This window comes from Sphingobium sp. TB-6, assembly GCF_012927365.1.
Lineage (GTDB): Bacteria > Pseudomonadota > Alphaproteobacteria > Sphingomonadales > Sphingomonadaceae > Sphingobium.
This window is the reverse complement of sequence record NZ_JABBGL010000015.1, coordinates 67,431-82,830: the sequence shown is the minus strand read 5'-3', so window position 1 is coordinate 82,830 and position 15,400 is coordinate 67,431. Positions and strand designations below refer to the sequence as shown.

Annotated in this window: 5 protein-coding genes; all 5 read right to left on the bottom strand. The window is 67.5% G+C overall.

What is annotated here, in order from left to right:
- Positions 1 to 66 precede the first annotated feature (66 nt).
- The 5 genes from HHL26_RS18100 to HHL26_RS18080 all read right to left on the bottom strand — a co-directional run bounded on the left by HHL26_RS18100 (position 67) and on the right by HHL26_RS18080 (position 15,295).
- Positions 67 to 7,539, bottom strand: a complete 7,473-nt coding sequence (locus tag HHL26_RS18100; RefSeq protein ID WP_206377519.1) for a histidine kinase — start codon at positions 7,537 to 7,539, stop codon at positions 67 to 69.
- A complete protein-coding gene (locus tag HHL26_RS18095) occupies positions 7,539 to 9,311 on the bottom strand; it encodes a ShlB/FhaC/HecB family hemolysin secretion/activation protein (protein ID WP_169576388.1) in 1,773 nt (590 codons plus the stop codon). The genes HHL26_RS18100 and HHL26_RS18095 overlap by 1 nt, the downstream gene beginning before the upstream one ends.
- Before the next feature lie 134 nt (positions 9,312 to 9,445).
- Complete coding sequence (locus tag HHL26_RS18090) at positions 9,446 to 10,195, bottom strand: hypothetical protein (RefSeq protein WP_169576386.1); 750 nt, start codon at positions 10,193 to 10,195, stop codon at positions 9,446 to 9,448.
- Positions 10,182 to 12,221, bottom strand: coding sequence for an adenylate/guanylate cyclase domain-containing protein (locus HHL26_RS18085; protein ID WP_066562494.1), 2,040 nt, complete (start codon positions 12,219 to 12,221; stop codon positions 10,182 to 10,184). Before HHL26_RS18085 ends, HHL26_RS18090 begins: the two co-directional genes overlap by 14 nt.
- Before the next feature lie 5 nt (positions 12,222 to 12,226).
- A complete protein-coding gene (locus tag HHL26_RS18080) occupies positions 12,227 to 15,295 on the bottom strand; it encodes a CHAT domain-containing protein (RefSeq protein WP_169576384.1) in 3,069 nt (1,022 codons plus the stop codon).
- Positions 15,296 to 15,400: the final 105 nt, after the last annotated feature.

Here is a 15,400-nt window from a genome sequence, read left to right as displayed (position 1 = left end):
CCACCGCGCGTTTCTCTCTACGGGTTCAACCCGTTGTTTCAATCCCGTTTTGCCTGAGATCATTCATCAAGGCCTGTCGCAGCCCGGTTCATCAGGGCCGCCGCAGGACCGTTCCCATAAATCCTCATTGCCCGCGCCCGTCACCGGCTCGTCGATCAGCGGCGGATAGCCCTGCGCCACGATGTCTCGCAACTCGATCAGGGACAGGGTGAAGATGCGCCCGACCTGCACCGAAGGGTCAAGCACGCCGTTCCACGTATCCCGGCTGTCCAGACCGGAACTGAGGCAGGCGGCGGGATTGCCGATCAAACAGCCGTTGACCTTCGATCCCAAGGCATAGGAGCCGTTGACCGCGACCAGCGGTATGGTTTCCAATCCCCGCGCAAAGCTCCCGGTCGACAGAGCCAGTTGCCCATTGATGGCGATCTGCAGCGCCGTGCCCTGCGAGCCGATCACCAGATCAGCGGCCGTAAAGCCGCGCCGTTCCAGGATCGTGCTGGAACTACCGCTATTCTGGATGAAGAAGGCCTGGGCTGCATTCGCCCGGATCGACCCAGCGCGCAATATGCCCGCATCGTTCACCAGCCCGTCATTCTGCGCCAGGCGCAATTCACGTGCGTTGAGTGAACCGGCCGCCGCGACATCCGCGATGGCCGACAGGGTCGCTGCGATGATGCTGGGGCTGTCGAGCGTCATAACGCCGCCCAGGCCGCCATTGCCGTCACTGATGTCGATCAGACCGGAGCCTGCGATGATTTCCAGCGCCCGGCCCGCCGACAGGGTCAGTCCGCCCTGTCCGGAACGACCGGTCAGCCTTACAGCGCCCTGAACGCGTAGATGCCCGGCGGTGCCGATCGCCAGCACGCCGCCGCTCGCCAGATTGGTTGTGCCGAGCGTCAGATCCTGCACGATGATGTCCGGTATCCCCGCTATACCGCGCGCCGGGGCGTTGACAGCGATACCCGCCGCCGCAATCCGCATCAGTTCCGCTGCCGACAAGCTGTAAGTTCCGGCCACGTCATTGCCGCCGATATAAGCGGGCTGTTGCAGGTTCGCCGCATTGAAGGTGATGCTGCTTGTCCCGGTCAGGCTGCCGATCTGCGCTGCGCTGCCGATGACGATATCTCCGGACCCGATGGTGATCGTCCGTGCGTTGGCCGAACCCGACAGACCGAGCAGGCCACCGGCATTCAAAAGGATATCGCCCGTTCGCGAAGTCACGGTGCCGAAGTTGGCGCCTCCCGCCGCAGTGGCGGTCAGCGATCCCACCGCATCGAGCGTTGTTGCGGTGATCGCGCCGCCGCTCAGCGTCAGCCTGCCCGCAGCATTCGCATTCACGACGGAGAGAACCCCTCCCCCAGTCAGCACTATGTCGCTTGCCTGCGATATCACGCTATCGAAGCTGGCGCCTCCTGTAGCAATAGCCGCTACCGGCCCCACCGCATTGAGCGTCGTCGCGGTGATCGTGCCACCATTCAGCGCCAGATTGCCCGCAGCATTGGCGTTGAAGACGGAGAGCGCACCTCCCGCATTCAATATGATGCCGCCCGTCTGTGATGTCACGCTATTGAAGCTTGCATCCCCGGTCGCAGTGGCGGTCAGCAATCCTCCAGCATTGAGCGTCGTCGCTGCAATCGTTCCTCCGTTCAGCGTCATGTCGCCCGCGGCGCTCGCATCGACGATGGCAAGAGCCCCGCCCGCATTCAACGTCAGCGGTCCCGCCGAAGCATTGGCCTGCGCGATGGTCATGCCGCCAGTAGCGCCGAGGCTGACAAGGCCGCCATTGGCCGTGATCGCGCCCGCCGATGCGATGTCGCTCACCACCAGACTGCCCGCACCCGCATTCAACAGGCTCTGGCCACCGGCTGTCAGGCTTTGGGCATTGATCCCCAGCCCCGACAGAGTCAGGTTGCCACCCGCCACGGCATTGCCGATCGTCAGTGCCCCGCCATTGGCGGTCATGACGACCGCCCCGGTCGCCCGCGCATCGATCACCGCCAGATCGGTGGCGGATTGCAGCACTATGCCGCCATTGCGCGCCGTCAGTCCGTTGCTGGCGATGGCTCCGGCGTCGATGTCGATCGCACCCGCCGCCACCGCGCCGGTAAGCTGCGCAAGACCCGCTGGTCCGGGCGCGCGCACCTGCAACAGCCCGGCAATATCGGCATTGCCCAGCGACAGGCTGGAATGGGCGATCAGGTCGCCGCTCATCAGCGCGGTGCCGATCCGGATCGTGCCGCTGGATGCTGTCAGTTGCTGGGTGTCGGCAGCCAGGGTGCCGATGTCGATCGTAGCGGCGGAGAGGGTGCCGCTGCCCGCGCCGATGTCCAGCAAGCCCGAGACGGCGAAGTCGCCCCCGATCGCAATTCCACCCGTCCCCAGGAGATTGCCGCTGGCATCGACCATGTCGAGCAAGGTGCCCGACGCCAGATCCCCGAGCAGGATATCGCCCGCTCCACCCAGGCCGATCGCCGCCGTTCCGGTCGCCCGCACGGCAGCGCCCGTTCCATTGAGGCTGCCCTGCGCGAAGAGGCGCACGTCGCCGCCCGCATTCAGCGCGCTGCCGCTGGCGAGGTTGATATTGCCGCCCGCGCTCAGGATCGTGAGGGCGCCCACCGCCCGCAGCGCACCTGCGGAGAGCAGGCTGACATCCCCTGGCGTCGTGAACATGATGCTGTCGGCGGACAGGCTGTCGGTGCCCGCAGGCCGCCCGCTATGGCTGAGGTCGATGCGCGTGCCCGACAGGCCCGTCAGCGCGCCGGTCACCGATATGCCGCCCGCCCCGGCAAAGGCGAAGGAGAGCGGCCCGTCGCTGGTGAAGTCGGCGCCTCCGCCAATTTGCACGCCATTGCTCACCGCGACGGAAATCCCGGAGAAGCCGCCAACCGGCACGCCCAGACTAGCCAGCGCGATCGATCCGCTGACGCGCAGGCCGCCGCCAACCGCCGTGCTGCTGTCGGTAAAGAGGACGCGCCCGCTGGTGTCGCCGCTCGCGCTCATGAAGAGCGAGTCGATCAGCCGCTGTGCACCCGGCAACAGCGCCCCGCTGTCGCCATTGCCGAAGCTGGCGGTGTCGCCGCTGCCCAGGCCAATCGCTCCCCCGGCCGAAGCGCCACCCGGCCCGGTTCCGCCTATCCCGACAAGGCCGCCCAGCCCATCCGCCAGCAGCGTGATGCCGCCGAGCACATAGTCTCCATTGATCGCATCGAACGCCGCGACCCCGCCCGCGCCGTCGCCGCCGCGACCGCCAAGCCCGCCGCTCAGCCCTGCATTGCTGCCCGTGCTGCCATCGGCGCCAAGCCCGCCCTGGCCAACCGCCGTGATGCTGTAACCGGGCGCTTTGGGCAGGCCGCTGTTGAAGGCCATATGCGCGTCGTTGATCCGCAGGGTGGCGGAGCCCGCGACGGCATTGCCGCCCGCACCGCCATTGCCACCGATCGGCCCAGCCGTACCAATAGCTCCGTCACCGCCCGTTGCATTGCCGCTGACCCGCAAGGCAGCGCCCGTTATCGCGCTCGCGCCTGCGCTGAGGTCGAACAGCGCCGTGCCGCCGGTCGCATGGCCGCCGTCCGCACCGGCAAGCCCCGCACCGCTACGCAGGCCGCTCTGGCCGCCCGCGCCGCCAAGCGCTTCGGCGAGCACGCCGATATCGCCCGCATCGAGCACGGTCGACGATCCCGCCAGGCTGAATGTCGCGATGCCGCCCAAGGCATCGCCGCCCCGTCCGCCGCTATTGTCATAGCCCGTTCCGCCCAGGCCGCCCAAACCGGAGGCCGTCACGCGCAAGGCGCCGCTTACCGTCGTCGCCCCGAACGCCAGGTTGAGCGTCGCCGTGCCCCCCGTTCCCGTACCGCCCGCGCTGCCGGTGCCGCCCCCGCCACCCATGCTGCCGATGCCATCGGCGCTGACGGTCAGGCTCGCGAAAACCGGGTCGACATCGACCAGCATGGAGGCGCTGCCGCCGAAACCCTGGCCCCCTGTCCCGCCAACGCCCGTGCCATAGAAGAAGGTCGGATTGCCGTTGGTGTCGAAGCTGCTGAAGCCGCTATGGCCCGCCTGACCACCCTGTCCATCGGCCTTGACCAGGATCGCGTCGATCGCATGGCCTTCGTACAGATAGGAGAAGCGCGCCGAACCGCCCGTGCCGTCGCCGGCATTGCCGCCCGCGCCGTCACTGCCATTATTGCCGCCTGCCCCGCCAATGCCTTCCGCCGAGATCAGCAGCGAAGGCGCGCTCAACCGGCCCCCGGCCAGTGTCACATCCACTATGCCGCCTGTGCCGCCGCCACCTGAACCGGCGCGATAATTGCCGGGGCCGTCGGAACCTGTTTCCGCCCCATTGCCGCCTTTGCCCAGTGCCCGGACGATGGCGTCTCCATCGATGCTGATCTGCCCGCTGCCCCCGGCGGTCATCAGCAATGCCGCATTGCCGCCCGTGCCCGTCCCGCCATCGGCGCCGTCCGCCTGAAAGACCGGATAACCCGCACCACCCGCGCCGCTCGCATCGATGGTAAGCGTCGCCAGTTGCAGCGTCCCACCACGCGATTCCAGCAACGCGCTGCCGCCCAACCCGGCACCGGCAAGCGCCGCAACCGATTGGGGACCGTTCGCTCCGTCCGCTTCGCCGCCTGTCCCCTGCGTGTCCAGCGTCAACGTGCCGACGGTCGCCATCCCGCCCGAAATCAGGAAACCGGCAGACCCGCCCTGCCCGCTGCCCGCCTGGAACGGCGTCGTCCCGCCACCTTCGCAGGTCAGGCAGTTTTCACCAGCCGCTCCACCAAAGCCGGTCGCGCGCGCATCCACCAGCCCGGCGGTCAGCGTGCCGCCGAATATATTGATATTGGCCGTGCCGCCCGTGCCGTTGCCGGCGTCGCCGCCATTGAAGAACATGCCATCGATCGAAGGAGCCGAACCTCCCTCCGCCGAAAGGAAAAGATTGCCGAATGCGAGGTCGCCAGTTCCTGCCGCGCCAAGGCGGCTTTCCACCGTCACGGTCCCGCCCAGCCCGTCGCCGCCACGCCCCGCAATCCCGTCGGAAGCCGCGCCGCCGCCCGTGCCGTCGGCATGCAGTGAAAGGTCGGCCACCGCCGAAAAATCAGCGTCGCTTGCATAGAGCAGGACTGAGCCGCCCGTGCCGTTCGAACCATCAGCGCCCGCAGCACCCCGGCCATCGGCATAGACGCGGCAAAGATAGCTGACGCAATCGGTCAGCGAAAAGCTGCCCCGCCGCCCGCCCGATACGCTGGCGAACAGCGTCACGCTGCCGCCCGACCCACTGCCCGCCACGCCGGGCGCGTCGCCTGCAGAACCGCTGGCGCTGGCATAAAGCCCGGCCGCGCTGAAGCTTCCACCCGCCGCGCCGATGCTAATGGTCCCGCCAATGACATCCGCCGTTCGGGGCGAGAGGAAGGTCGTCCCCGCAAAAGCCGGATAGCTGTAGGCATCCGCGCTGGCGAACAGATCCTGCGCGATCGAGAAGTTACCCCCGTCATGCGCGGAGACATTGATCCGCCCGCCCCGCAAGACGCCGCCCGTAGCGCCGCCGCCATAGGCCCGCGAATCAGCATAGAGCGAAACCGAACTCAATATGTCGAGCTTGCCCGTTCCGCCGATATCAATGTCGATGCCGGTCGCGCCGGGGATCACCGCGCCATAGCTGCCGCCATCGGTCGCGTAGCCGGGGGCTGCGCTGACGTCCGCAAAGAGGCTCGCCCATTGATGCGTGCCGCTGGATATGGTCACGCCGATATTGCCGCCGGTCGCGCTGCCTGCTGTGCCGGTGCTCGCCACACCGGCCGTCGCCTGCGCGCTGGCGCTGACTGCGCCCAGATCAAGCCCGCCCGTGATCGCGACACCGGATGTCCCGGTGATCGCGATACTGCCGCCCAACGCATTGCCGCCATCGACAGGGGGCACCGAAACCTGAAAGGCGCTGCCCGCCGAAGCGTCGAGCGACGTGCTGCCGAAGCGCAGCGTCCCCCCTTCTGTTCCTGACGGTCCAGCGGCGGTCAGCGCCGACAGGGTGATCGCGCCGCCCGTCGCATTGCCCGAACGGTCGCTGCCATAACCGGCATAGCCCGCGGCATTGGCGATCAGGCTCGCCGCCTCGATCGAGCCGCCCGTGGCGATCAAGTTGATCGTGCCGCCGCTGGCGTCCGCGCCGATCAGCGGCGGCGCGCTGACGCCAGCCTCGCCATTGCCGATGGCGCTCAGCGTCAGATTGCCGGTGACGTCGATCAGTCCGTTGGATGCCGCTGCCCCGCTGCCGCCAAAAGCCAGCAAGTCGATACGACCGCCCACAGCGCCCATCCCGGCGGTCAGATTTACATCCTTGTCGGCGGTGATCGCGCCCGACTGGTCGGCCTGGAACGCGATGCTCCGATCTGCGGAGAGCGCGACATTGCCCAGAAAATGCGTGGTGGCGGTGGGCCGGACCACGATGCCGCCGGTCGCCGCGCCGGTCAGGTCGTTCTGCCAGTCGCCCGATCCCACGTTGAAACCGGCGTCCGCGCTTGCCGTGGTGTTGCGCGTCGGGACGAGACTCCCGCCCGCGACATCATAGCCCGCCGAGAGTATGATCGCGCTCCCGTCAGGCGTCGCTGTCCCTGCGGGCGTATATCCGACATTGCCCGAGAGCAGCATGGTCAGCGCGTTGTTCTTCGGCACCGCGATCATGAAGATGCGCTGCGGATCTCCGCTTCCGGTCGATGTCGGTCCGGTCGTCGTGCCGCTATGCACCACGCCATTGGCATCGGTCGTTCCGGCGGTGATCGATATGTCGAACAGCCCGCCGTTGATCGTGATGTCGGCCGCTTCCGCCCCGATATAGGCCGTCGAGCCATCGACCGTCACGGTCCCTGCCTGCACCACGCGCGGCGCCACCAGCGCGACATAGCTGCCCGCCGCCAGCGCATTGATCTGCGCGCCCGCCTGAACCTCGACCGCCGCGCCGCTGCCCGCCACGCCCCGGAAGCGGATTTCGCCCTTGGGTCCGTAGAGGCTGCCGCCATTAGGGCCGCTCAGGTCGATATCATTGCTGGTCAGCACCAGCGATCCGACATTGAAGACGCTGGTCGGCCCGGCGATGATCCCGCCGGGCGCGTAGAACCAGACCTTCCCGCCGGTGCTGCCGAACAGGTCGGACTGGACCGTGCCGTTGAGAGCAATGATGCGCGACACTGGCAGGCCGCTGCCGTCGACCGGCAGGATGCGGTTCAGCACCGTATAATCGGTCAGCGGCGCGCTGACATTGACGGTGAATTGCGCGGTGCGCCCCGTCGGCAGGAAGTCGATGGTTCCCGTTCCGCTGGTGTCGCTCGGCGTCCAGTTGATGACGGTTTCCGGGCCGTCGACCGCGATGGTGTCAGTCGTCCCCCGCGTGATCGATGCCGACCCCAACACCACCGAATAATTGCCCTGAAAGGCGGTCTGCGCGGTGGCGGGCATGCTCCAGCCAAGGGCGATCACGCTGGCGCAACCGCCCAGCAGGGCCAGGGCGGAGCGGTTTGGCGTCGAACGGGTGCGGGACTTGTCCATCATTATCGCCTCCACGGCATAAGCTGCGTGGTGATCGAGAAGAGCAGCCGCGTGCCGCCCCGTTCGGTCTGGAAACCGGCCTTGCGCAGCGGCGTCGCCAGCGTCAGGTCAAGCCGGGCATGATTGTCCCAGGCCGCGCGCACGCCGCCGCCCGCCGAATAAAGCTTCTGCGGATCGAGCCCGACGAAATTGGCGCTTTCGTGCCACATCCATGCCGCGTCGAAGAAGATGAAGGGCTGGAAAGCGAAGGCTCCCGGTCCACGCGGCATGATCCTGCCGTAACGCAGCTCCGCCGCGACGCCGACGCCGCTGTCGCCGGTCAGTACGCCCGGATCATAACCGCGCCCGACCGTGTAATTGCCCGCGCTCATCTGCTCATAGGAGAGCAGCACGTCCGGACTATATTGGGCTCGGGGCGACAGGGCGAAGGTCACGTTCGGCGCTGGCCGATATTCCGCCTGCGCACTCGTCCGGACGACAAAGGCTGACGGATCGCCGCCAGGCTGGCTGATCGGCGCAGATGGCTGGCTCGCGCCCAGCCCGTCTATGCCCTGACGCACCTCAACGGCGCCGCCGAGCCGCCATTTCGGCTCTATTCCGGAATAGCCGGTGGTGCTGACCACGCTGTCCGGATCGATCAGTTCGCCTTCCAGCCTCAGGAACAGCACACGCAGCCGGTCCCGCGACAGCATCTCCTTCACCGGCCCGCTGCCGAAGCGCAGATCCTGGTTGACGACATCCAGCCCGCCGGTGGCCAGCAGCGTATGCACCTGCCGTCGCACCAGCGGATAGGCGAGCGCCGCCGTCGCAATCATCGTTTCGGACGACAGCGGCACGCCATCGATCCCCGGCTTGCTCCACGCATAGGTGAGGTCGCCCGACAACCGCATCCCGTCGCTGCCCAACGCCATGCTGTGCCCGACCTGGAGGACCGTCTGCTCGCTGGGCTGCGCGGTGTTGAAGATGCTGAACACCGTGCTGTCGCCCAGCCCGGTCATGTCGTTGAACCGCACCCGCGCCAGCCCGCCGAAGCGCCCGACCGCATTGCTGCCGAAATTCTGGACATTGACGTCCAGCTCGACCCGCTGGCGCACCACCTGCACTTCGCCCACCACTTCGCCGGGCGCCGTCCCCGCCGGACGCAGCGCCAGCCGGACATCATAGCCCGGCAGGTCGCGGGCCAGCAGCAAATGCCGTTCCGCCTCGCGCACATTGAAGACCGGCTGACCTTTCAGCGCCTCCATATGGGCGGCGATCAGCCTTTCGCTATTGCCTGCGTCGCCCCGCACCTCGATCGCGACCAGCCGCGCCATGAAGATATCGAAGCGGACCGTCCCGCCCTTCTCGATACGCTGAGGCGGCACCTGCACAGCGGCCAGATAGCCCATCTGCCGCAGCGCCGTCGCTGCCCGGTCGCGCACTTCGCACAGGCTGGCGATCGGCACTTCATGCCCCGCGAACTCGCGCCAGCTATCCTCCAGCACCGCGGGATCGACGATGCGCAGCCCGTCGAACCGGACATCCGCAAAATTGACCGTCACACCGGCATAGCGCGGATCGGCAAGCGGGCACGGCGCGCGTTCGACCCCGCCGACAACCGTCAGGCGGCTGCTTTGCCGGGCAGCATCGCCCGCCACCTGGCCGGGCGACAATTCCTCGCGCGTCGGCGCACGCGGCGTGACCTGCGCCATGGCGGCCACTGGCATCAGCATCGCCAGCGCCAAAGCCGACGATCGTCCGAAACCGGAAGCCCGCACCTGCCCCTTCACCCCCATAGACGTCCCCAATCCGTCAGACGGCCCATTCCAAGGCCACCATTCCCTGTCTTTTCGGACATGCAGGCCTTTTTGGCCCGTCATTCCCTTCGGCGCGACCCGCTGCGGTTAACAGCGCACAGGCGCCGCCACAATCAATTCCGCGCTGGCCCGTCCGTCAGCGCCGCCGTTTCCACCAGCAGATCGAGCTGCGCCGTGCATTGATGCGCCAACAGGCTGGATGCCATGCCGTCCAGCCCCGGCGACACCGTGCCGACCAGCGCAAAGCGGACATCGACGGCATGCGCCCCGTCGCTCAGGCGATAGGTCACGCCTTCGCGCACCGGCGCAACGGAGGGCCAGGCGGCCACTGATTCGTTTGGCCCGAAATTCGCTGTAGCCTGGACGCCCTCGCCACTGATCCGTACCGTCGCAGGCTTGGCCGCATCGGCGCGCCACAGGCGAACCGCAGCCGGATCGGCAACGCATAGCGTTCCGGACTGCGCGACATCCACCATCCAGAGATTGGGCCGGCGCGGCGGCGCGGCAGGCGCTTCGCCCACATTCCCACGTACCGCCCCGGTCCGGGCACGCCGCACCCGCTTGGTATCCAGCAGGGCGAACAGCATCACGCTATTGGCGGGCACGGCGCTGGCCGAAGCCGCCACGCTGAAGCTTCCCGGCCCACGCAAGGTCCGCGTGCCCTTCGCATCCAGCAGGGTCACCACGTCGCCCGCCTTCAGGACCAGCGCCCCGCCATCGGCCAACTTGCTCCCCGGTTTGTAAGTGGCGGCGGAAGGGCCGGTCGCACGGACCACCATGGTTTCGGCCCAGGCCTGCGCGCCAAAGCCAGCCACCATCCATCCGGCCAGCGCGCACCGCGCGGCAAGCTTAACCCAGACCATAGGTTCCTCCTTCCCCGATATACTCATAACGATATAGCAGATTGGCGATCGCCGCATCATCTGGATGATGGTTAATCATCTCTTTGAGACGTTCCCGTGCCGCACCTTGCGCACCGGCATCCTCGCCGTCGAACGCTGCCAATATCTCGCTTAAAGCCGCCGCGTCCTCCGCCGGGAAATCGGGTGCAGGCTCGAAGAGGTCGACCGGCGTGGATCGCCCTCGCAGCCGCACGCGCCCCATCGGCCGCCACCAGTCCAGCCCGGACAGCAGCATCGCCTCCCGGCTCGCTAGCACGCTCGTCTCCAGCGCCTTGTTCGCCGCCTCCAGCCGCGATGCTGTGTTCATGCTGTCGCCCAGCGCGGTATATTGGATGCGCCCCTCACCGCCGAAATTGCCGACAATGGCCTCGCCATGATGCAGCCCCACGCGGGTTCGCCCGATCGGCGGCACGCCGGGCGGCAGGTCACGGCGAAACGCTTCCCCCGCCTGCCACATCGCAAAGGCCGCCAGCGCCGCATTGCGCCCGTCATCGGGCCGCGCGATCGGCGCGCCCCAAAAGGCCACCACCGCATCCCCCACGAATTTGTCGATGGTCCCGCCATGGGCCAGCACCACATCGCTCAGCATGTCGAGATAGCGGTTCAGCAATTGCGCCACCATTTCCGGGGAGATGGCGTGGCTGAGCTTGGTAAAACCTTCCAGGTCGGTGAACAGGGTGAAGATTTGCCGTTTTTCGCCATGCAGCGCCAACTTCTCCGGCTCCGCCAGGATCTGCGCGGCGATGTCGCGGGGCAGATATTTGCCCAGCGCCGCCTGTGCGAAGCGCCGCTGCTGCGACGTCACCGCTCGCGCCGCGACGCCGATGGCGGTGAAGGCCAACACCCAGCCGAGCACCCATCCCACGGCGGGCAAACCCTTGCTATCCCAGCCCCGCGCCTGCAGCCAGATCGGCAGACCGGCGATCGCCCCCACCTGCACCGCCAGCGCGGGAACCAGCGCGAACCAGCGCAACTCCGCCAGGCTGGTGAGCCCCGCCGCGCCGACCACCAGCAAGGCTGCCAGCCAGCGCCACACTTCGGGCACCGAAGGCAGCCGCGCTCCATCGAGCAGTTGCGCCAGCATCGTCGCATGCACTTCCAGCCCGATCATGGTCGATCGCGCCTGCCGCCCCGACAGTGGGGTTTCGAACTGATCGATATCGACGATATCGCCGCCGATCAGGACATGCCGCCCGCGCACCATCGGCGCCAGAGCGGACGCCATGGCGGGATCGGCCAGCGTATCGATCTGGAGACTGGGGATCACCGGCTCTTCTGACCCATCCGCCTGGCGGAGCGGCAGACGGAAACGGATCGCCCCGCGATAGCCGTTGAAAGACGGAGACGGCTGCATCGCCAGCGTCAGCAGCGGCGGCTGGCCGGGCGTTGGCGCGGGCCAGCTCCGCGCGACATTGTCGGCATCGGTTTCCAGCCGGATGCTTGCCGGACGCACCCTGTCCGTCCGCGCCTCCTTCATGAAACGGTCGAGAAATTGCTGCTGTTCGAAGATGATCTGTTCCTGATTGTCGCCCAGATTGGCGTAACCCAGCCAGACCGGCGTCCGCATCGCATGGAGGGTGGACAGCAGTTCGCCGTCCTCATCCTGGGGCTGATCGAACAATATATCGATGCCGATAGATTTGGCCCCCATGGCGTCGATATTGCGCAGCGCCCGCGCCAGCAGCCCGCGGTCCAGCGGCGACCGCTTGCGCGTGGCGATCAACGTCTGGTCGTCATAGACCACCATCAGGATGCGCTGGTCCTGTCCCACCCGCGGCGCGAAGGTCGCGGCCCGCCAGTCATAGAGCCCCCGCTCCGCGTCGGCAGTCGGGATTTCACGCGCCGCGCCGCTGCCAAGCGGCCGGTTCCAGTCCCACCCCGCCAGGAACAGCGCCACCAGCAGCAGCACGCCGGTCGCAGCCAGCCGCCAGCGCCCCGTATCCCGCACCAGACGCGCACCGCGGCGCAGCAGGCCCCGCGTCGGCATGGCGTTCAGCGGCGCGCGATCAGCGGGCGCGCACCATCACCAATGATGGCGAAGCCGGACCAGTAGAAGGGATGGGAAGTCTCCGCATCGTCCATCAGCTTGACCTGCGCCTCCCGCAGCGCTTCGGCCACGGGCTGATCCTGCCCAGCCGCGAACAGACCGCTCATCAGCCTTTCGGTCGCGTGATAATCCTCCGGCGCGGGCCAATGGCTGGCGATGACGGCCCGGCTTCCCGCACCGATGAAGGCGCGCACCAGTCCGTCCAGCGCCCCGCCGCCGCCCGAAAGGCCCGCCGCCCGCGTCGTTTCCACACCCGCTGCGCCCGCCGTATCGCAGGCCGAAAGCACCACCAGATCGGCATTCAAGCGCAGGTCGAAAATCTCGCTGAACTGCAACAACCCGTCCGACGCCCTGTCAGGCGCGAAGCTGGTCAGCAAAGCAGGCCGCGCCGGGCATCCCGGATGCGGCGGCGTCACCAGACCATGGGTCGCGAAATGCAGGATGCGGAATTTGTCGAGATCACCCCTCGCCATCACCGCTTCGTCGGTAAAGGCGGCGCCTGTGATGAGTTCGCTGCCCTGCCCGCCAATGGCCTGCGCCGCCTCCCGCAATTCGGTCGCCGGAATCGGCCGGTTCCATTGCAAGGGCGACCAGCCGCAATCATCCACCGCCCCATTGGCCAGGGTTCCGCGGGTGGAGGCGGCCAACACCGGCCCGGCAAGCGGCGCATTGTCGCCAAAGCCGATATAGCTCTGCACCGCGCCGGAGGGCGCCGCCGCCCGCGCATCGCGGAAGGCTCGCGCCGACAAGGCGGTGCTCACCGGATGGTCGCGGCCCAGCCAGTCGATGCCGCGAAAATCGAACTCGTCGCCACCCTTGGCCACGCGCGCCTCATAGGCATCGACGCCCGCCTGACCCGCGATCAGCAGATTGACCGGCAGTTGCAGCATCGCGCCATCAGGTTCGAAGATCAGATGCCGCACCGCCGCCAGCCGCTGCTCCACCGGCCCGAACAGCTCGAGATAGAGGCTGCGCGCCACCGGCACGTCCAGCGCATAGGTGGTCTGCGCGCCGTTCACGTCGATGGAGATTGTCTCGCGCAGAGCGGCCACTTTTCGTGCCACCTCGGTCGCGCTGGCTGTCAGCCGGTATCCGGTCGCTCCCGCGCCGTCGATCCACAGGGCGTAAAGCGCGTCGCCAAGCTGCGCGAGCTTATAATAGCCCTCGCCGGGTTTCAGCGTCGCCTGCATCTCGGCCAGCGTCAGCCCCTGTGGACTGACCGCCCGATATTGCGGATAGGCCGCCAGCGCCGCCAGCGTATTCGCCTGGTCGGCGGCGAGTTGGTCGATGTCCGCCTGCGCCTGCATGACGTCCGGCAGCAACGCCTTCTGCCCCTCCGCCGCCTGCCGCAACTGCGCCAGCGCGATACGCCCACGCTCGATGTCGCGCGACAGGGAGACGGATTGGCGGAACAGCCGCGCCGCCTCGCCATTGCCGGCGGACAGTTCGCGGCTCAACTGTTCCAGCGTGTCGGCCGCGCCAGGCCGCAACAGCATCTGGGACGCCGCGAACAGATCGGCCGTCAGTTCCGGTCGATTGGGAATTTCCTGCGCCAACAGGTTGAAATAAGGCTGAAGCTGGTTTGCCATCCCGGTCAGCGTCGCGCGATTTTCCATGGTCGAGGCCATGATGCCGCGATAGATTTTCAGCGCGTCCTCATTGCGACCACGCCGGACGAGGAAGGCGCCCAGCCGCGCCCGCGCCCCGTTCAGCGCCACCGTTTCGGGATATTGCGCGCCCAGCAGCACCAGCGCCTGATTCAGATTGCGCTCGGCCTGCCCGAAATCGCCCTGCGCTTCATAGGTAAGCGCGATCTCGCCCAGCAATTGGGCGCGCAGGCGGGTGATCGACGTGACCCGCCCGTCGCGGATCGCGACCGCGCTCGCCAACGCCTGCGACAGTATGTCCCGCGCCGGTCCCGGCTGCCCCGACAGCCGCAGGATCGTTCCCCGCAACTGCTGCGCCTGCGCGTCGATGATCGCCGCCCGCTCGGCAGGGGCAAGTCTCGTATCCTGCCGCACGCCCAGAGCGCGGGCCGGTGACGCCGCGCTGCTCATTTCGGCGGCGACCTCGGGCGGCAGGAATAGCGCGCCGTCTTCGCCGGTCACCGCGCCCGTGTCACCGCCCAGGGGACGATCCAGTATCTCCAGCGCCCCACTCAGATCCTGCCGGTTGATATGATGCATCGCCTCGAAATTGCGGCGAAGGCGGAGCTGCACGGGATCGGCGGTCGCGATACCGCGTGCCTGGGCAAAAGCCGCATCGGCCTGATCGAACAGCCCCAGATTGGAGAGCTGCAGGCCACGATTGACCAGATATTCATGCGCCCGCCCAGCCCGCTCCGCCGGCGTCAGCTTTGCAACGTCCGGATCGCGCGCCAGCCGGTCGGTCAGGCTGTCGAAAAATTCCGCCGCTTCGGCATAATTGCCCGACGCATTGCGCCGATAGCCCTCGGCCAGCACGGTTTGCGGGTCCAGCGTCGCGGCCTGCAACCGCGCAAAGCCCGCCTCGTTAGTGCCGACCGTCGCGATGTCGACCTTGCCCGGCACCGTTCGCCCCAACATGACGGACCGCAACCCCAGGTCGAGGGCGCTCGCATAAGCCGCATAGCCCTGGGCGACGTAGATCGTCTTGCCGCGCTCGACGGTCAGGATGCGATAGGCGCCGACCGCGCCGGTACAGTTGCGCATGACCGCCGCGCCGATGTCGGGCAGGCTGACGCCCCCCGGCACGCCGCATTCGACCGCCGTCTTGCGCGAAGCCGCCAACCGTTCCAGCAAAGCGGCATCCTGATCGCCGGAGCCGCGCCGCAACGCATAGATCTGCCCGACCGGACGCGCCGCATCCCGGCATACCAGCGTCCAGGCGCGATCGAACATGGTGCGCGCGGTGGGATCTCCGCTCGCGCTCTGCGCCTGACACAGGGCGCCGCCCTCGCTGCCGATGCGAAAACTGTCCCTGAGCAGCGGGCGGTCATCCACACCCTGCGCATGCGCCACGACGGACAGACTCAAGACGCCCCAACCGCCGAGCCTGAAAACCAACTTCCCCAAAGCGTTCAAAGGCTTATCCCCCAAAGCTTGCCGGATTTTTCCGTGCAAAGCTTCCCCTTAGCCATA

Coding starts and splice junctions, on each gene's coding strand:
- HHL26_RS18085 (WP_066562494.1), bottom strand. CDS start 12,221: ATGCCGACGCGGGGCCTGCTGCGCCGCGGTGCGCGTCTGGTGCGGGAT.
- HHL26_RS18090 (WP_169576386.1), bottom strand. CDS start 10,195: ATGGTCTGGGTTAAGCTTGCCGCGCGGTGCGCGCTGGCCGGATGGATG.
- HHL26_RS18100 (WP_206377519.1), bottom strand. CDS start 7,539: ATGATGGACAAGTCCCGCACCCGTTCGACGCCAAACCGCTCCGCCCTG.
- HHL26_RS18095 (WP_169576388.1), bottom strand. CDS start 9,311: ATGGGGGTGAAGGGGCAGGTGCGGGCTTCCGGTTTCGGACGATCGTCG.